Genomic DNA, 19,182 nt, shown 5'->3' with positions numbered 1-19,182 from the left:
CATGCTTGAAAAGACCTACGACGCCAAGACCGTCGAGCCGAAGATCGCCAAAATCTGGGAAGAGGCGGACGCATTTCGCGCCGGCGCCGGCGCCGAGGAGGGGGCGGAGGCCTTCACCATCGTTATCCCGCCGCCCAACGTCACCGGCTCGCTGCATATGGGCCATGCGCTCAACAACACGCTGCAGGACATCCTCGTGCGCTTCGAGCGCATGCGCGGCAAGAACGTGCTGTGGCAGCCCGGCATGGACCATGCCGGCATCGCCACGCAGATGGTGGTCGAGCGCCAGCTGATGGAAAAGCAGATCCATCGCCGCGACCTCACCCGCGAACAGTTCATCGAAAAGGTCTGGGAGTGGAAGGCCGAGTCCGGCGGCGCCATCTTCAACCAGCTGAAGCGGCTCGGCGCCTCGGCCGACTGGTCGCGCGAACGCTTCACCATGGATGAGGGCCTGTCCAAGGCCGTGCTCGAAGTCTTCGTGACGCTCTACAAGCAAGGGCTGATCTACAAGGACAAGCGCCTTGTGAACTGGGACCCCAAGCTGTTGACGGCGATCTCCGACCTCGAGGTCGAGCCGCAGGAGGTCAACGGCAATCTCTGGCATTTCCGCTATCCGATCGAGGGCAAGGTTTTCGATCCGGAAAATCCTGAGACGTTCATCACGGTGGCGACGACGCGCCCGGAGACGATGCTCGGCGATACCGCGGTCGCCGTGCACCCGGACGACGAGCGCTACCGGCATCTGGTCGGCAAGAATGTCGTGCTGCCAATCGTCGGCCGAAAGATCCCTGTTGTGGCGGACGAGTATTCCGATCCGGAGAAAGGCTCCGGCGCGGTCAAGATCACGCCGGCGCACGACTTCAACGATTTCGAGGTCGGCAAGCGCCACAAGCTGCCGGCGATCAACATCCTGACCATCGAGGCAGCCATAAAACTCAGGGATAACGAGGACTTCCTTGCCGGCCTTGAGATCACGCCGGAACGCCAGGCCGTCTGGGACGAGCTCGACGGTCTCGACCGTTTCGTCGCGCGCAAGAAGATCGTCGAGCTGATGGAGGCCGGCGGCTTCCTCGACAAGATCGAGCCGCATCGTCACGCCGTGCCGCACGGCGACCGCGGCGGCGTGCCGATCGAGCCGTTCCTGACCGAACAGTGGTATGCCAATGCCGCCGAACTCGCCAAACCGGCGATCGCATCGGTGCGCGAAGGCCGTACCAACTTCGTGCCGAAGAACTGGGAAAAGACTTATTTCGATTGGATGGAGAACATCCAGCCCTGGTGCATCTCGCGCCAGTTGTGGTGGGGCCATCAGATCCCGGCCTGGTACGGGCCGGACGGGCGCGTCTTTGTCGAGAAGACCGAGGAAGAGGCGCTGGGCGCGGCGATCGAATATTACCTGGCGCTGGAAGGGCCATGGAAAGCCTGGGTCGAGGACAAGCTCGAAACCTTCAAGCCGGGCGAGATCCTGACCCGCGACGAGGATGTGCTCGACACCTGGTTCTCCTCGGCGCTGTGGCCGTTCTCGACGCTCGGCTGGCCCGATCACACGCCGGAGCTGAAGACCTATTACCAGACCGACGTGCTGGTGACCGGCTTCGACATCATCTTCTTCTGGGTCGCCCGGATGATGATGATGGGCCTGCATTTCATGCACGAGGAGCCGTTCCACACCGTCTATGTGCACGCGCTGGTGCGCGACAAGAACGGGCAGAAGATGTCGAAGTCGAAAGGCAATGTCATCGATCCGCTCGACCTCATCGACGAGTTTGGCGCCGACGCGCTGCGCTTCACGCTGACGGTGATGGCGGCGCAAGGGCGAGACGTGAAGCTCGACCCGGCGCGCATCGCCGGCTATCGCAATTTCGGCACCAAGCTGTGGAACGCGACGCGTTTTGCCGAGATGAACGAGGTCGCGCGCAATGACGATTTCTGGCTGAACGACGCCAAGCTGCCGGTCAACCGCTGGATCCTTACCGAACTGACCAGGGCGTCGCACGCGATCACCGAGGGCATCACCTCATACCGCTTCAACGAAGCGGCGGGCGCTGCCTACCGCTTCGTCTGGAACCTGTTCTGCGACTGGTATCTGGAACTCCTGAAGCCGGTGTTCATGGGCACCGACGAGGCGGCCAAGGCGGAAAGCCGCGCCTGCGTCGCCTTCGTGCTCGACGAGATCTACAAGCTGCTTCACCCGATGATGCCGTTCATGACCGAGGAATTGTGGGCGCAGACGGCAGGCGAGGGCAGGACGCGCGATTCGCTGCTTTGCCACGCCGCCTGGCCGTCGCCGGACTTCGAGGACGCCGATGCGGCCGCCGACATCAACTGGCTGGTCGATCTGGTCTCCGGCATCCGCTCGGTACGCTCGGAAATGAACGTGCCGCCGGCGGCGATCGCGCCGCTGGTGGTGGTCGGCGCCAGCGCCGAGACCCAGCAGAGGCTGGAACGCCATGCTTCCGCCATCCAGCGGCTGGCACGGATTGGCGAGATATCGCAGCAGGACGCCGCACCCAAGGGCTCGGCCCAGATCGTGCTCAACGAGGCGACGATCTGCCTGCCGCTCGGCAGCCTGATCGATCTCTCCGCCGAGGCGGCGCGGCTGCAGAAGGAACTGGCCAAGGTGACCGAGGAAATCGCGCGGTTGCACAAGAAGCTGTCCAACGAACGATTCGTCGCCAGTGCGCCGGAAGAGATCGTCGCAGCCGAGCGCGAAAAACTCGACGAATACCGCGATCAGCAGGAGAAGCTTTCGGTGGCTCTGACCAGGGTGCGCGACGCCGGCTGAGTTGCCGGATTCGCAACCCTCGGCGCGTGCTTCGCGGCGGCGCCTTTGCCCGAAAAACAGGCATTCCGTAGCGTTAATATTGACGTAAACGGAAAGTTTTGGCCCTATTGTTGCCATAATGTAACAATCGGGCCAAATAGCCCCGAAAGGGCTTGTTTTTGAGCTTTTTGTGACAGGTTTCACAGAATTTTTCGCCGACTTGCCCCTGGGAAGCCGTTTTTCGTCCTGGCTTTGGGACCAGGCGCTGTGCCGGAAAGGCAGCCGGCTCAGGTGTACATGTACGCTATGTGAATTCATTGTTGCGCCGTTAACCCGAATTGGTTCTAGCTTGACGCACTAGTATTTCGGGGAGGACATCCATGAACAATTTGCGATTAAAAACACTGCTGGGGGCGGGGTGTTTTTCGCTGGGCCTGATCGGTTCCGTTCATGCCGGCGGCCTGGAGCGCGGCGGCTATGATATCGATCTGCTGTTCGATCCGGCGCCGGTCACGGCCGAGTTTACCGGCACCTATGTGATGCCGCAGCGCGACCTGAAGAACGTGGTGGACATAGATCCGACTGCTAAAGGTGGCGGCCCTCTCAACGCGTTGGGCTTTTCCAACAGCGCCCGCGATACCGAAAGCTATTGGGTTCCGAGCGTCGGCATCAAGGCCGGTCTCGGGCCGGTTGATTGTCTTATCGATTATGGCCAACCGATCGGCGCGTACAGCAATCCCGGCGCCAATTGGGCCGGTGCGAACGGCAATATCGTGACCAAGGTCAAGAGCGAAGCCGTGGGCGGGACCTGCTCGTACAAGATGGACCTTGGCAAAGGACAAATTCGTTTCATCGGCGGCGTGTTCCACGAGGACGTTTCCGGCTACAAGGAACAGCTGGTCGCTCCCCTTCCGGCGTTTCTTGGTACGGGCATAGGGCGCCTCGATCTCAAGGGCGACGGTTATGGATGGCGTGCAGGCGTTGCCTATGAGATTCCTGATATCGCTTTGCGAGCCAGCCTTGTTTACAATTCGGCCGTCAAGCTCGACAACCTTTCGGGCACGCTTGATCTGACCCAGGTTCCTGGATTCCTCGATCCCACCAATCCAATTTTGGGTCGCATAACCGACGTAAGCGGTTCTTCGGAGGTGCCTGAGGCTTTGGAACTCAAGCTCCAGTCAGGTATCGCTCCTGGTTGGCTCGCGTTTGGATCCATAAAGTGGGTCAATTGGAGCGTGTTGCAGAGCATACCATTCTGCCCGACCGGCGCCCCGGGTGCTTGCACCACGACCGGCCCCACCCGCGCTACATCGCTTGATCTGCTCTACCGGGATGGCTGGACGGTCTCAGGTGGTATTGGTCACAAGTTTAACGATCAGTGGAGCGGTGCTGCCGCTCTGACCTGGGATCGCGGAACCTCCACCGGTCTGAGCGCCCAGACGGACACCTGGACGGTCAGCGGCGGCGTCGCCTACACGCCGACCCAGAACATCGAGGTTCGCCTTGGCGGCGCGCTGGGCGTGCTTACCAGCGGGTCGATCCATCCGGTCGTAGGCGGCGATGGCGTCACGTATGGTACAGATTACACCGCAGACTTCGGCAACGATCTTGTGTCGGCCGTTTCAACCTCGTTGAAGGTGAAGTGGTAAGCCTTTAAAATTGAAGAGAAAAAGGCCGGGCGTTGCCCGGCCTTTTTCTTTTGCAGGAGTGTGCCGGGTCGTCCCGGCACCCGCCAGCGTTGCAAGTCCGCCGCACAACTTTGGCCTCTCGCGATTGTGACGTTTTGGCAACAGTTTCTGAACAACCCCCGCGCTAGAGTTCCGCTGGAGGAAATTGCCCATTTCCCGCCATAAACCCGGCGCACCTCGAATTTGTCTCGGGACACGCGCCACAAGGCTCGGCGATGGGGCAGGCCGCACCGCCCGCGGCAAGGAAGAGTATGGACGCCAGAGTCATTTCCAAGGCCAAGCTGCCTAGCCGCCATGTGACCGTCGGTCCGGCGCGTGCGCCGCACCGTTCGTATCTCTATGCCATGGGCCTGTCGGCGGCCGAGATCGCGCAGCCGCTGGTCGGCGTCGCCTCCTGCTGGAACGAAGCTGCCCCCTGCAACATCTCGCTGATGCGCCAGGCGCAGGTCGTCAAGAAGGGTGTTGCGGCCGCCAACGGCACGCCGCGCGAATTCTGCACCATCACCGTCACCGACGGCATCGCCATGGGCCACCAGGGCATGAAGTCGTCGCTGGTGTCGCGCGATGTCATCGCCGATTCGGTCGAACTCACCATGCGCGGCCATTGCTACGATGCGCTGGTCGGTCTCGCCGGCTGCGACAAGTCGCTGCCCGGCATGATGATGGCCATGGTGCGGCTCAACGTGCCGTCGATCTTCATCTATGGCGGCTCAATTCTGCCCGGCAGCTATCGCGGCCGCCAGATCACCGTGCAGGACGTGTTCGAGGCTGTCGGCCAGCATTCGGTCGGAACGGTCAGCGATGCCGAACTGCTGGAGATAGAGCAGGCGGCCTGTCCGTCGGCCGGCTCCTGCGGCGCGCAGTTTACCGCCAACACCATGGCCACCGTCGCCGAGGCGATTGGCCTGGCGCTGCCCTATTCCTGCGGTGCGCCGGCGCCTTACGAGATGCGCGACCGCTTCAATTTCGCTTCCGGCGAAAAGATCATGGAGCTGGTCGCCAAAAACATCCGGCCGCGTGACATTGTCACGCTGAAGGCGCTGGAGAATGCAGCGACGGTGGTGTCGGCCACCGGCGGCTCGACCAATGCCGCGCTGCACCTGCCGGCAATCGCGCATGAGGCAGGCATCAAGTTCGACCTGTTCGACGTCGCCGCAATTTTCGAGAAGACGCCCTACATCGCCGACCTCAAGCCGGGCGGCAGATATGTCGCCAAGGACATGTTCGAGGCCGGCGGCATTCCGCTGTTGATAAAGACGCTGCTCGACCACGGCTATCTGCATGGCGACTGCCTGACCGTGACCGGCCGTACTTTGGCCGAAAACATGGAGCACGTTGTCTGGAATGATAGCCAGGATGTGGTCCGTCCCGCCAACCGACCAATCACCCAAACCGGCGGTGTCGTGGGCTTGAAGGGCAACCTTGCCCCCGAAGGTGCGATCGTGAAGGTCGCGGGCATGACGGAACTGAAATTCTCAGGCCCGGCACGCTGTTTCGATTCGGAAGAGGAATGTTTCGAGGCGGTCACGCACCACAACTACCGGGAAGGCGAGGTTCTCGTCATCCGCTACGAAGGTCCGCGCGGCGGCCCGGGCATGCGCGAGATGCTGTCGACGACGGCGGCTCTCTACGGCCAGGGCATGGGCGGCAAGGTGGCCCTCATCACCGACGGCCGTTTTTCGGGCGCAACGCGCGGTTTCTGCATCGGCCATGTCGGGCCAGAAGCTGCCGTTGGCGGACCGATCGGACTGCTGAAGGATGGCGACGTGATCTCGATCGATGCAACCAAAGGCACGATCGAGGTCGACCTGTCCGAGGCTGAACTGGCAACGAGGGCGAAAGCTTGGAAGGCGCGCACGACCGACTATCAGTCGGGCGCGATCTGGAAATATGCACAGACGGTAGGGCCTGCCCGCGACGGCGCGGTCACCCATCCCGGCGGTGCCAAAGAAACACATTGCTATGCGGATATCTGAGTTGTTGAGGTCGTCTGTCCTTCCGGCACTGGTCGCTGTTGCGATCTTTGGCGCCGCGGGCCAGGCCATGGCCTTCGACGACAAGGTGTTCGACGACAAGACCGGCGTGAAGCCGCAATCGAGCCCGTGGGCGGTGTTCCAGTTCGGCTTCTCCGCCTACAAGAGCGGCCACAAGGAACAGGCGGTCGAGGCCTATAAATACGCCGCCGAAAACGGCCAGATCGGCGCCACCTGGAAGCTCGCACGCATGTATGCCGAAGGCGACGGCGTGACGCGCGACGACTACGCGGCCTTCAAGTTCTTCTCCGAGATCGTCGATCAGGACGTCGAGCCGGGTTCGCCGGAGGAAAGCTATGTCTCCGACGCGCTGGTGGCGCTGGGCGACTATCTCAGGACGGGCATTCCCGGCAGCCCGGTCGAGGAAAACGAGGTCGCGGCGCAGGAATATTACATGCGCGCGGCCGCCAATTACCGCAACCCGAACGCCCAGTTCGAGATGGGGCAGATGTTCCTGAAGGGCGAGGGCGGCGTGAAGGCCAGCGTCAAGCAGGCCGGCCGCTGGTTCCAGCTCGCCGCCGAAAAAGGCCATGCCGGCGCCCAGGCGACGCTCGGCAACCTTCTGTTCCAGAGCGGCAAGATCGTGCGCGGGCTGGCGATGATGACGGCCGCGCTCGAACGCGCCTCGCCGGCCGATCAGCCATGGATCCGCGGCATGCAGGAAGAAGCGTTTGCCGCCGCCGGCGAAGCCGACCGCCGCACCGCCATTTCGCTGGCCGACGACATTCTCACCAAGGGCGGCGGCGACCAGTAAGGTTGCTGATCTCCCCCCTTGTGGGGGAGATGCCCGGCAGGGCAGAGGGGGCGCTGTCCCTCCGGCCTATCGGGCTGTCGAGCCTACAAGGCACCAATTTCGGCTAGATAATTCTCGCACTTCATAGGTTGATTGAGAGGTCGCGATCCTTCGCGCCCCCCTCTGGCCTGCCGGCCATCTCCCCCATAAGGGGGGAGATCAGCCCTCACCGATCAGTTCGCGACTGGCTCCGCCGGCACCGCGTTGTGTGCCGGCACCGAGATCGGCGTGACGTGCAGGTGCGGCTTCATCGTGCTGTCGGGGCAGGTGTCGCCGATCTTCGTCCATGAGGTGTTGTTGAGCACCAGGTCGCAGCGAGCCATATGGCTCTGGTCGGAAACCGTCAGGCAAGCGACCTGGCCCAGCTGGTAGGACTTGCCGTTGGCCAGGCACTCCTGATCGGCAAGAGCCGCTGCAGGGGCGACCATGGCAAATGCCAGGCCGATCGGACAAAGAAGGAATCGTATAGTCATGGAACCCCAGCCATGCTGATTTCCAAATCAACGGCGCGATTGTGGCGATATCAGGGTTTGGGCTGATATCAGGCCGGCAGCAAGGCAAGATCGATCGCCACCGGCACGTGGTCGGACGGTTTTTCCCAGGCGCGCACGTGTTTTTCGATCGAGGCCGAGGAAAAACGATTGGCCGCTTCGGGCGACAACAGCAGATGGTCGATGCGGATGCCGTTGTTCTTCTGCCAGGCGCCGGCCTGGTAATCCCAGAAGGTGTAGACATCGGCCGCGTCGGTGACGGCGCGCACCGCCTCGGTGAAGCCGAGATTCTTCAGCCGGCGGAAAGCCTGCCGCGTCTGCGGCTGGAACAGCGCGTCGCCCAGCCAGTTCTCGGGGAAGCGCGCATCGATCGGTTCAGGGATGACATTGTAGTCGCCGGCCAGCACCAGCGCCTCTTCCAAAAGCAGGCGCTGCTCCGCCCAGCGGTGCAGCCGCTCCATCCAGGACAGTTTGTACGGGAACTTCTTGTCGTCATCGATCGGGTTGCCGTTGGGCAAATAGAGCGAGGCGACGCGCAGCGCGCCCTTGTCGGTGGAGAACACGCCCTCAATGAAGCGCGCCTGTTCGTCCGTGTCGTCGCCGGGCAGGCCCCTGGTGACCTCGTCGAAAGGCAGCTTCGACAGCAAAGCGACGCCGTTAAAACCTTTCTGGCCATGGGTTTCGACATTGTAGCCCAGCGCCTCGATCTCGGCGCGTGGGAACTGTTCGTCGACCGTCTTGATTTCCTGCAGGCAGACGATGTCGGGTTGGCTCTCGGTCAGCCAATGGGTGAGGTTGCCGATGCGGGCGCGAACGCCGTTGATGTTCCAGGTGACGATTTTCATGGGCGGCCTCATGGATGTTCGGGCGGGAGACGTTCGACAAGCCCGATCGTATTGCCTGCCGGGTCCTTTAGAAAGGCCATCCACTCGCTTTCCCCCGCTGGACCGAACGTGCCTTCGGTATCGCGATGGACAAGCGCGGGCGGCGCGGTGAAGGGAACGCCGGATGCTTTCGCCTCGGCATGGAAGGCTTCGAGCCCCGCTATGTCGAGATAGACGGTGCCGGCCGGCACGCCGTCGGTGAACAGCAGGCGCACAGGGCCGGCCATGATGAAGGCGATGCCGGGCGGGTCGTAGCGGGCGTGAACGCTGAGACCGAGCACGTCGCGCCAGAAGGCCAGCGTGACGTCGAGATCGCGCCCGGCCGACAGCGCGACCTGACGGACCGCGCCGACCGCAGACATATCGTTAGATGGAGAAACTGGTGCCGCAGCCGCAGGAGGCGACTGCATTGGGGTTGCGGATCTGGAACGACTGACCCATCAGATCGTCGACGAAGTCGATCACCGAGCCGCCCATATAGACCAGCGACAAATCGTCGATCAGCACGGTGGCGCCGTCCTTCTCGATGGCGACGTCGTCGTCATTGCGGGTGTCGACCAGGTCGAACTTGTAGGAAAAGCCGGAGCAACCGCCGCCTTCGACGGAAACGCGCAGCGCCGTCTTGCCGGCTTCGCCAGAGACGATTTTCGCGATCCGCCTGGCGGCGGAGTCGGTCATCTCGACTTTCATGGCAGTCTTGGCATCAGCGCCCATGGGCGTCACCTTGCTTTCGGTTTCACATGATAGGTATGAAGCGGGAAGGGGCAAGTCAACTGCGGCGGCATCAGCCATGACAAATGAGCTTGGCGACATTGGGTTCGGCTATCGGCCGCGCGCGGCCTATGCCAGCGATCCCGCCAAGTCGCGCGGGCGGCTCTATGACGAGGTCGAGAGCCCGACGCGCACGCCGTTCCAGCGCGACCGCGACCGTATCATCCATTCCACCGCCTTCCGCCGGCTGAAGCACAAGACGCAGGTGTTCGTGGCGCATGAGGGTGACCACTATCGCACCAGGCTGACGCATTCGATCGAGGTGGCGCAGATTGCGCGCGCTTTGGCGCGGGCCTTGCGCGGCGACGAGGATCTGGCCGAGGCGGTCGCCCTGGTGCACGATTTCGGCCACACGCCGTTCGGCCATACCGGCGAGGATGCCCTGAACGAGCGGATGTCCCAATGGGGCGGCTTCGACCACAATGCGCAGTCGCTGCGCGTGGTAACGCGGCTGGAGCGGCGCTATGCCGAGTTCGACGGGCTGAACCTGACCTGGGAAACGCTGGAAGGCCTGGTCAAGCACAATGGCCCGCTGACCGACACCAAGGGTAAAGGCCTGAAGGGCCCGGTGCCGCAGGCGATCCGCGACTATTCCGAGCTGCACGACCTCGAACTTGACCGCTACGCCGGCATCGAGGCGCAGTGCGCGGCGATCGCCGACGACATCGCCTATAACACCCATGACATAGACGACGGCTTGCGCTCCGGCTTCCTGACGCTGGACATGCTCGAAACGGTCGCGCTGCCGGGATCCATTCTGGAAAGCGTGCGCGCCCGCTACCCGGGCCTTGACGACGTACGCACCGGCCATGAGCTGATGCGCCGTCAGATCACGATGATGGTTGAGGACGTCATCGTTTCGACCACCGCCAATCTAGCGCGCATCAAGCCCGACAGCGCCGAAGCGGTGCGGGCGGCGGGCGAGACGATGGTGACGTTTTCAGCCGGGATGGCGGCGACCGAGAAAGAATTGAAGGCGTTTCTCTACAAACATCTCTACCGGCATGACGAGGTGATGCGCGTGCGTGGCGATGCCGAGCAGATCGTGCGCGACCTGTTCGACGTCTACTTCGCCGATCCGCGCGCCATGCCGGATGGCTGGCGCGAAGGGCTCGACCGGGCCGAAGACCGCATCAAGGCGCGCAGCGTTGCCGATTTCCTGGCGGGGATGACGGACACCTACGCCTTGAAGGAACACCGCCGTTTGTTTGACCACACGCCCGATTTAAGCTAGGGCGAGCGCGATTTGCCGGCCAATGAGCCGGTTCTCCTGCACAGTCCGCCAGAGCAAGACCCATGAACATCTTCGCCGATTTCAGCGCGCGAATCACAAAAGCCGTCGAAGCGCTTGATTTGAAAGACAGTAACGGCGTTTCGCCTGACCTGTCGCGCATCGCCGTGGAGCCGCCCCGCGACGCCAGCCATGGCGATCTCGCCACCAATGCGGCGATGGTCCTGGCCAAGCCCACGGGGCAGAACCCGCGCGCACTGGCCGAGAGGCTGGTGGAAGTGCTGCGCAGCGACGCCGATGTCGCCGCAGCCGACGTCGCCGGCCCCGGCTTCGTCAATCTCAGGCTCAAGGACGCTTTCTGGCAGGCGCATCTGACCGCGCTGCTCGGCGAGGGCCGCAACTATGGCCGTTCCAACATCGGTGGCGGCCGCAAGACCAATGTCGAGTATGTCTCGGCCAACCCGACCGGGCCGATGCATGTCGGCCATTGCCGGGGCGCAGTGGTCGGCGACACGCTGGCGAATCTGATGGCCTTCGCCGGCTACGACGTCACCAAGGAATACATCATCAACGACGCCGGCTCGCAGATCGACGTGCTCGGTCGCTCTGCCTTCCTGCGCTACCGCGAAGCGCTGGGCGACGACATCGGCGAGATACCGTCCGGTCTCTACCCCGGCGATTATCTGGTTCCGGTCGGCGAGGCGCTGGTCGCTGAATTTGGCCGCAAGCTGCTGCAGATGCCGGACGACGAGGCGCTGGCCATCGTCAAGGACCGCACCATCGACGCCATGATGGCGATGATCCGCGCCGATCTGGCGCTGCTCAACGTGCATCATGACGTGTTCTTTTCCGAGCGCACGCTGCATGCCGACAATGCCAAGAAGATCCGTTCGGCAATCAACGATCTGACGTTGAAGGGCCATATCTACAAGGGCAAGCTGCCGCCGCCCAAGGGCGAAAAGCCGGACGACTGGGAAGATCGCGAACAGACTTTGTTTCGGTCGACCGCGGTCGGCGACGACATGGATCGCGCGCTGGTCAAGTCCGACGGCTCGTTCACCTATTTCGCCGCCGACGTCGCCTATCTCAAGGACAAGGTCGATCGCGGCTTCGTCGACCTGATCTATGTGCTGGGCGCCGACCATGGCGGCTATGTCAAGCGGCTGGAAGCGCTGGCGCGAGCGATTGCGGGCGATGATCTGAAGCTCCAGCTGACCGTACTGCTGTGCAATCTGGTGAAGCTGTTTCGCGACGGCGAACCGGTGCGGATGTCGAAGCGGTCGGGCGACTTCGTCACGCTGCGCGAAGTGGTGGAGGAGGTCGGGCGCGACGCAATCCGCTTCATGATGCTCTATCGCAAGAGCGATGCGCCGCTCGACTTCGACTTCGCCAAGGTCACCGAACAATCCAAGGATAACCCGGTGTTCTACGTGCAGTACGCCTCGGCGCGCTGCCATTCTGTGTTCCGGCAGGCGAGCGAGCAGCTGGGCGAGGCGAATTTCGACCGCAAGAGCCTGGCCGCCGCTTCGGCGTCGCTGACCGACGAGGGCGAGATTGGGCTGATCCGGAAGCTGGCTGAATATCCCCGCCTGATCGAATCCGCGGCCCTTGCGCTGGAGCCGCACAGGCTGGCATTCTACCTCTACGATCTGGCCTCCAGCTTTCATGGCCACTGGAATCGGGGCACCGAGAATTCCGACTTACGTTTTGTTAAGGTTAACGACCGACAATTGACGCATGCCAGACTAGGGCTGGTGCAGGCTGTTTCGGATGTTTTGACCTCCGGCCTGACGCTGATTGGGGCTGATGCGCCCACCGAAATGCGTTAGGTTTGACTAAAACACCTGTCACCATTTGCCCACATTGCGCTGGTAAGGGCCAACCCTACGCGACGTCCATGGCGTCCGAATGAGTGCGAGTTCGGGAACAATAATGGCAGACAGAACCCAGCTGAGAGCAGCCGACAACAACGACATCGCCGAGGATGATCCGTTCGCGGAACTGACCAGGATCATGGGTTTCGATCCGCGCCAGCCGGTTAAGCCACAGGCGCCAGTCGCCCCGAAGGCTGCGGACGAGGGCGATTTCGACATCGACCTCGAGAAGGAGTTGATGGGCGAACTCGGCGATGACGCTGCTTCCGTGGAAGTGAGCCAGCCTGTTGCCGAGCTCTACCAGCCCGCTGCCGAGGTTTATGAGCCTGCCGCCGAGATTCGCGAGCCGGCTTTCGAAACCACTGATGCCGCGATGGACGATGCGCTTGCCGCTTCGCTCGACCATGATTTCGTGTTCGACGATGCCGCCGATCATGATTTTGGCGCTCCCCCGCAGGCTTTGGCGCGAGTCGCCGAACCTTCGTTTGCCGAGCCCGCATTCGACGAACCTGCATTCGATGACGATTTCGACGTGGCTGTCGCCAGTTCGCTGGAAAACGTGTCGCCGCTCGACGACGACCTGCCGATGGACGACGAGCTTGCCGCTTCGCTCGATCGCGGATTGCTGCTCGATGACGACGCGACCGTCGCCCATGGGGCTGGTGTCGCCGAGGTTGCCGCGCCTGCCGACGACGTCGCCTTCGACGATGATTTCGACAATGCCGTCTCGCTGTCGCTGGAAGATGAGCTGACGCTGGACAGCCATGTGCCGGCGCAGGACCAGTATGCCGCTCCGGCAACCGAGGTCGCCGATGCCGGCGACCACGCTGTTGCCGACGAGGATTTCGCAGGCCATTTCGACGACGCGATGGCCGATGTCGACATGGATTTCGCTGCCCAGGATCTCGCTGGCCAGGATTTCGAGCCCCAGGCTTTCGAAGCTCAGCCTGTTGAAGCCGTGGATCCGGAAGATCGCGATCTGGAGGCCAGCGCGCCGGTTGAAATCGATGCGCCGGAGGCCGATGAGGCGCCCGCCTGGACCGTCGAGGCCAGCCCCTCCCATGAGGCCGTGCACGAAGAGGCCGCGCACGAAGCATTCGACGATTTCGATCTGAGCATCGATGACGCGGATGCCGAACACGAGCCGATTGCCGAGATGGCGGCCGCCCCGGTGCAGCCAGCTCCGGTACAGCCAGTTGCGGTACAGCCAGCTCCGGCCGCCCCTGCCTATGTCGCGCCCACCGTTGTGGCGACCCCGGCCGCGCCGGCTGCTGACGAACGGACATTGGAAGATGAACTCAACGCGCTGCTTGGCGCGATGACCACGCCAAGGCCGGCCCCAGTCATTGAACCCACCAGGACCATCGAGCCCACCCGGGCCTATGAGCCTGTCGTACCGGTGCAGCGGTCCGCTGCGGCGCCGGCGGCTCCTGCAGACAATCTCGACTGGGACCTGGACGAACACGCGCCGGCGCAGGCTCCTCAAGCCGCCGCGGCCCAGAACGATGCCGATTTCGGTGATCTGCTTGCGGGCGAACTCGACGGTCATGAGCCCGAGATCGAGTTCGATGATCATGCCTTCGATGCGGCCCTGGCCAAGGGCATCGATCTCGGTGATGACGACACAGCGGCACCGGTGACTGGTGATTGGCGCTCGACGCCGCCGGAGCCGGCGCGTTCGTGGAGCCGCGTGACCCCGACCCCCGCCCAGCCTTCCTTTGCGGTGCAGCCGCAACCTTCTTTTGCAGCGCAGCCGCAACCTACCTTTGCAGCAACGCCTTCCATGCCTGCGGCAGCAGCGCCGACCTATCGCGATCAGCCGGCCGCAGCGGCCGCCTATGTGGCGCCGGCGCCGACGCACCAGGCGCCGCCTCAGGCCTATGACGAGATGCCCGATGTCGAGACGGTCGATGTGCCGGAGCGTGTCGTGGCCATCGCCGACGACCTCGATATTCCCGAACTCAACTTCCAGGAAGACGAGCCGGCGGCCTATGACGACATAGACGCCGAATTCGCGGGCCTGCTCACCGACATGAACGCGGTGGAAGCGGCGCCGCCGCCTGCGGCCACGCGCAGCGCCGCCTATGACGACGAATCCTACAGTTCAGGCTTCAGTTCGGGTCATGAGCTCGACCAGCGCGCCTATGCGGCGCGGCCGGCCGAAGTACTTGCGGCGACGCAGAATGCCTACGCCGGGGCTGCTGGCGGCTTCGACATGGACGAGCTGCCCGGCAGCCAGCCGGTTTCGCGGGCCGACGATTTCGCCGTTGACGAACTCGACTACGACCCGGATCTCGACGAGGCGATGGCGGTGCCGGGCCTGGCCGAGCAGGAAACCGCAAAGCCGCGCCGGAGCGGCCTGTTTATCGCGGCGGTCGTCGGTGCTGTGGCTGTTATCGGGGGCCTCGGCGCCTTTGCCTTGTCCTTTGGCGGCAAGGGCGGCAGCGACGCTCCCGTAATCGTCAAGGCTGACAACACCCCGATCAAGGTCAAGCCGGAAAATCCGGGCGGCGCCGTTGTGCCGAACCAGGACAACAAGGTCTATGACGCGGTGGCCAAGGGCACCAAGCCGGCCGAGCCGGTGCAGGAGAAGCTGGTCACCAATACCGAAGAGCCGGTCGACGTGAAGGCACAGGAGCCGGAAAGCCGTGTCGTCGATCTGTCGCCCGACGAGACCGACGCTGCCCCAGGCACTGATCCCGCCGGCAACCCCGACGCTGCCGGCAATCCGGAAGCAGCCGTGGCGCCGGCACCCAAGTCCGAGGACCGCATCGCGCAGGTCTTGCAGGAAGCCGACAAGAACCCCGATACGGTCGCCGTTGCCCCGCGCAAGGTGCGCACCATGGTGGTCAAGCCCGACGGCTCGCTGGTGGCACGCGAGGATCCGGCGCCGGCCCCGCCGCAGATTGCGGCTGCCGAGCCAACCGATCCGGCGCCGCAGCACGTCGCCCCTTCAGCCGATGCCGAGCAGACCGGTACCGTGGCGCCCGCCACCGATCAGGCGAACAGCGACCAGGCAACTGCCGAGACCGCCAAGCCGGTCAAGCCGGTGAAGCCGGTGGCCGCGCCGAAGGTTGAGACCCAGTCCGCCAACACACCGGAGACCGTTGCCGTGGCGCCGCAGCGCCCATCCGACCAGCCGGTCGACGTGGTCGGCGAGGTCAAGCCCGACCAGGTTGCCTCCATTCCGGCGACGGCTTCGACATCAGGCGGCGGTTCGTGGTCGATGCAGATCGCTTCGCAGCCGACGGTCGAAAGCGCCCAGGCCAACTATGCCGACCTGCAGCGCCGCTACGGCAATGTGCTGGCCGGCCGCACAGCCAACATCGTCAAGGCGGAGATCGCCGGCAAGGGCACCTTCTACCGTGTCCGCGTCCCGGCGCAGTCGCGCAACGATGCGATCAATCTGTGCACCAGCTACAAGGCTGCCGGCGGCAACTGCTTCGTATCGCGCTAAGACCTGTCCAACCCATCAAAGCCGGCGCGTTCCCAAGGGGGTGCGCCGGCTTTTTCATGTGGACAGACAAGCGGTTCGGGCGCTTGACGCCCGGGGTGATTCCCTTTGGTGGCGCGAAGCCCTAAACTGACGGGATGACCGAATCAAAATCCATGATCCTCGGCTGTGCCGGGAAATCGCTCACTCGCGACGAAATCCGCTTCTATCGCAATGAATGCCCGTGGGGCTTCATCCTGTTTGCGCGCAACATCGGCGAGACCGAGCAGATCCGCGATCTGGTCGCCGAAATGCGCGACTGCATCGGGCGTCCCGATGCCCTGGTGTTCATCGACCAGGAAGGTGGACGGGTGCAGCGCCTGCGGCCGCCGCTCGCGCCGAACTATCCGGCCGGCGGCGCGCTTGGCGCATTGTGGCGCAAGGACCATGACGCCGGCACCCGCGCCGCCTGGCTGATGGCGCGGCTGCATGCTTTCGACCTTTTGCGTTACGGCATCTCGGCCGATTGCCTGCCGGTGCTGGACGTGCCGATCGAGGGCGCCAGCGACGTCATCGGCGCGCGCGCCTATGGCAAGGAGCCACGCCCGGTCATCGAACTTGGCCGCGCGGCGGCGGAAGGGCTGATGTCGGGCGGCGTGCTGCCAGTGATGAAGCACATTCCGGGCCATGGACGCGCCTTTGCCGACACGCATTTCGAACTGCCTGTGGTCGATGCGTCGCTGAGCGACCTGCAGCGGCATGATTTCGCCCCGTTCCGGGAGCTTAGCCATCTGCCGATGGCGATGACGGCGCATGTCGTCTACAGCGCCATCGATCCGAACAACCCGGCGACCACGTCGGGCAAGGTCATCGACGAGATCATCCGCCGCGAAATCGGCTTCGACGGGCTCCTGATGAGCGACGACACTTCGATGAAGGCACTTTCTGGGGATTTCCCGACAAAGGCGGCCTCGATCCTTGCGGCGGGCTGCGATCTGGTCCTTCACTGCAATGGCGTTTTCGAAGAGATGGCGGGCATCGCATCGCGAACCACAGGACTTGAAGGTACATCGCTGGAACGCGCCAAGCGGGCGTTGACCTATATAAGGGATCGCGACCGGGCCGACGAAACCGAGATACGCGCCGAGTTTGCCACCTATTTCGACGTGGTGGCCTAGACAGGAGACACAAGGGCAAGTGGCGGAAACATTGGACAGCAAGGCTGCGAAGGCCGCACCGATGGACCGTCTGTGGGCCGAGAACGACGATTCACGCGTCACCGGCGATCCGTCGCTGGTCGTCGATGTCGCCGGTTTCGAAGGTCCGCTCGACCTCCTGCTGCACCTTGCTCGCACCCAGAAGGTCGATCTGGCGCGCATTTCCATCCTGGCGCTTGTCGAGCAGTATCTGACCTTTGTCGAGACGGCGAGGGCGCTCAGGCTTGAGCTTGCCGCCGATTATCTGGTGATGGCGGCGTGGCTGGCCTTCCTCAAGTCGAAGCTTTTGATCCCCAAGCAGCCCGGCGAGGAAGGCGAAAGCGGCGAGGAATTGGCGGCGGTGCTGCAGTTCCGGCTGAAGCGGCTGGAGGCCATGCGCGACGCCTCGGCGCGGCTGGTTAACCGCAATCGGCTCGGCCGCGACGTGTTCGCCCGCGGCATGCCCGAAATGGTCATCGTCGAGAAGCGCAATGCCTATTCGGCTTCGCTCTACGATCTGCTCACTGCCTATGCCCAGCAGCGGCAGAAACAGGCGATCACCAATGTGACGATTGCGCGTCGCGGCGTGTGGTCGCTCAAGGATGCGCGCAACATCCTGGCCCGGCTGGTCGGCTCTATGCGCGACTGGACGACGCTCGACAGCTTCCTGATCAACTATATGAATAGCCCGGAAGAGCGGCGCACCGCCATCGCCAGTTCGTTCGCCGCGACACTGGAAATGGTGCGTGAGCGCGAGATCGATGTGCGGCAGGACCAGGCGTTTGCGCCGATCTACCTGCGCGACCACCGGGAACCGGCAATCAACGCAGTCGAGGTGGCATCATGAGCGAACGCGCCAATGCTTCGGTCATTCCGTTCAAGGTCGAAGACGAGACGGAGGAGGGCATTATCGCCCAGGACCCGACCGAGACCCAGAATTCGCCCATGAATCCGGGCGAGCGGCTTCATATGGCGGAAGCCATACGCATGGCCGAGGCGATCGTTTTCGCCAGCGCCGAGCCGGTCAGCGAAAAGCAGCTCGCAGCCAGACTGCCCGACGGCATCAACATCGCCGCTGCCATGGCCGAGCTGCAGCAGATCTATGCGCGGCGGGGCGTCAATCTGGTCCGGGTCGGCGACGCCTGGGCGTTCCGCACCGCTGGCGATCTCGCCTTCCTGATGAGCCGCGACACCGTCCAGCAGCGCAAGCTTTCACGCGCGGCGCTCGAAGTGCTGGCGATCATCGCCTACCACCAGCCGGTGACGCGCGCCGAAATCGAAGACATCAGAGGCGTCGAGACGTCGAAGGGCACGCTCGACACGCTGCTCGAGACGGAATGGGTGCGGATGCGCGGCCGCCGCCGCACGCCCGGCCGTCCGGTCACTTATGGCACGACGGATAGCTTCCTCGACCATTTTGCGCTGGAGGAGATCCGCGATCTTCCCGGCATGGACGAATTGAAGGGGGCGGGGCTGCTTTCTGGTCGCATGCCGTCGAACTTCGCCATCCCGCTGCCGCCGGCCGATCCGGATGCGCTGACCGAGGACGAGGACGCGCTGACCGACATCGACCTTGAGGAACTCGGCCTGCTGACACCGCGCGTCACGGAAGATTGACCGCAGGCCGCTGTCGAAAAGCCGCTTTCCTACTGTAGATGCGCCGATTGGTAGCGGGCCGCATTGCCGAAAATGCGTGACATAAGCCACGCCTTCATAAACTTTGTCGCTGTTGTGTTTGAATCCCAACGCGAAAACGCATAGATCATCGCCAGGGAAAACATTCGAGAGAGAGTTACAATGGGTTCATTTTCGATTTGGCACTGGATGATCGTGCTGGTGATCGTGCTGCTGGTGTTCGGCCGCGGCAAGATTCCTGAGCTGATGGGCGACATGGCCAAGGGCATCAAGAGCTTCAAGAAGGGCATGGCTGACGACGACACCGCCGAAGACAAGCGCACAGTCGAGCACCGCCCCGACGAGACCGTTTCGGCCGTGAAGGAAAAGGCCAGCAAGAGCTGAGCCCA

The 19,182-nt window shown here is 63.3% G+C and carries 15 protein-coding genes; 11 read left to right on the top strand and 4 right to left on the bottom strand.

The window, feature by feature from the left end; translation table 11 throughout:
- Position 1 precedes the first annotated feature (1 nt).
- The 4 genes from AC1DYC_RS08615 (at position 2) to AC1DYC_RS08600 (ending at position 7,239) form a co-directional block, all read left to right on the top strand.
- Complete coding sequence (locus tag AC1DYC_RS08615; RefSeq protein ID WP_477405445.1) at positions 2 to 2,785, top strand: valine--tRNA ligase; 2,784 nt, start codon at positions 2 to 4, stop codon at positions 2,783 to 2,785.
- Positions 2,786 to 3,144: 359 nt separating this feature from the next.
- Positions 3,145 to 4,413 (top strand): OmpP1/FadL family transporter, encoded by a 1,269-nt coding sequence (locus AC1DYC_RS08610; protein WP_477405443.1) that lies wholly within the window; start codon positions 3,145 to 3,147, stop codon positions 4,411 to 4,413.
- A 290-nt stretch (positions 4,414 to 4,703) separates the two neighbouring features.
- Positions 4,704 to 6,428: a dihydroxy-acid dehydratase gene (ilvD, locus tag AC1DYC_RS08605; RefSeq protein ID WP_477405441.1), complete on the top strand. Its 1,725-nt coding sequence runs from the start codon at positions 4,704 to 4,706 to the stop codon at positions 6,426 to 6,428.
- Complete coding sequence (locus tag AC1DYC_RS08600) at positions 6,415 to 7,239, top strand: tetratricopeptide repeat protein (protein WP_477308064.1); 825 nt, start codon at positions 6,415 to 6,417, stop codon at positions 7,237 to 7,239. The genes ilvD and AC1DYC_RS08600 overlap by 14 nt, the downstream gene beginning before the upstream one ends.
- Before the next feature lie 212 nt (positions 7,240 to 7,451).
- On the opposite strand, the gene AC1DYC_RS08595 is transcribed toward AC1DYC_RS08600, so the two are convergent.
- From AC1DYC_RS08595 to erpA, 4 genes are all read right to left on the bottom strand, one after another.
- Positions 7,452 to 7,751, bottom strand: a complete 300-nt coding sequence (locus tag AC1DYC_RS08595) for a hypothetical protein (RefSeq protein WP_477405439.1) — start codon at positions 7,749 to 7,751, stop codon at positions 7,452 to 7,454.
- Between the two features lie 68 nt (positions 7,752 to 7,819).
- Complete coding sequence (gene xth, locus AC1DYC_RS08590; RefSeq protein ID WP_477308068.1) at positions 7,820 to 8,614, bottom strand: exodeoxyribonuclease III; 795 nt, start codon at positions 8,612 to 8,614, stop codon at positions 7,820 to 7,822.
- An 8-nt stretch (positions 8,615 to 8,622) separates the two neighbouring features.
- Positions 8,623 to 9,015 (bottom strand): VOC family protein, encoded by a 393-nt coding sequence (locus AC1DYC_RS08585; protein WP_477308070.1) that lies wholly within the window; start codon positions 9,013 to 9,015, stop codon positions 8,623 to 8,625.
- Positions 9,016 to 9,019: 4 nt separating this feature from the next.
- Complete coding sequence (gene erpA / locus AC1DYC_RS08580; RefSeq protein WP_142865088.1) at positions 9,020 to 9,367, bottom strand: iron-sulfur cluster insertion protein ErpA; 348 nt, start codon at positions 9,365 to 9,367, stop codon at positions 9,020 to 9,022.
- A gap of 76 nt (positions 9,368 to 9,443) precedes the next feature.
- Here erpA and AC1DYC_RS08575 point away from each other — a divergent pair, with 76 nt between their 5' ends.
- The 7 genes from AC1DYC_RS08575 (at position 9,444) to AC1DYC_RS08545 (ending at position 19,177) form a co-directional block, all read left to right on the top strand.
- Complete coding sequence (locus AC1DYC_RS08575; RefSeq protein WP_477405437.1) at positions 9,444 to 10,658, top strand: deoxyguanosinetriphosphate triphosphohydrolase; 1,215 nt, start codon at positions 9,444 to 9,446, stop codon at positions 10,656 to 10,658.
- Between the two features lie 62 nt (positions 10,659 to 10,720).
- Positions 10,721 to 12,484, top strand: a complete 1,764-nt coding sequence (gene argS, locus AC1DYC_RS08570) for an arginine--tRNA ligase (protein WP_477405435.1) — start codon at positions 10,721 to 10,723, stop codon at positions 12,482 to 12,484.
- A 103-nt stretch (positions 12,485 to 12,587) separates the two neighbouring features.
- The gene (locus AC1DYC_RS08565) at positions 12,588 to 15,986 is read left to right on the top strand and encodes an SPOR domain-containing protein (RefSeq protein WP_477405433.1); all 3,399 of its coding nucleotides are present in this window, start codon (positions 12,588 to 12,590) and stop codon (positions 15,984 to 15,986) included.
- Positions 15,987 to 16,120: 134 nt separating this feature from the next.
- On the top strand, positions 16,121 to 17,140 hold the full coding sequence (gene nagZ / locus AC1DYC_RS08560; protein ID WP_477405431.1) for a beta-N-acetylhexosaminidase: 1,020 nt from the start codon (positions 16,121 to 16,123) through the stop codon (positions 17,138 to 17,140).
- A gap of 61 nt (positions 17,141 to 17,201) precedes the next feature.
- Positions 17,202 to 18,005, top strand: a complete 804-nt coding sequence (locus AC1DYC_RS08555; protein WP_477408217.1) for a segregation and condensation protein A — start codon at positions 17,202 to 17,204, stop codon at positions 18,003 to 18,005.
- On the top strand, positions 18,002 to 18,775 hold the full coding sequence (gene scpB / locus AC1DYC_RS08550) for an SMC-Scp complex subunit ScpB (RefSeq protein WP_477405429.1): 774 nt from the start codon (positions 18,002 to 18,004) through the stop codon (positions 18,773 to 18,775). The genes AC1DYC_RS08555 and scpB overlap by 4 nt, the downstream gene beginning before the upstream one ends.
- Before the next feature lie 180 nt (positions 18,776 to 18,955).
- Complete coding sequence (locus AC1DYC_RS08545) at positions 18,956 to 19,177, top strand: twin-arginine translocase TatA/TatE family subunit (protein ID WP_023681650.1); 222 nt, start codon at positions 18,956 to 18,958, stop codon at positions 19,175 to 19,177.
- The last annotated feature ends 5 nt before the right edge of the window (positions 19,178 to 19,182 follow it).

The sequence above is a fragment of the Mesorhizobium sp. P2_E7 genome (genome assembly GCF_056403855.1).
Note: the sequence above shows the minus strand (reverse complement) of the source record. Positions and strands in the feature narration are given on the sequence as shown.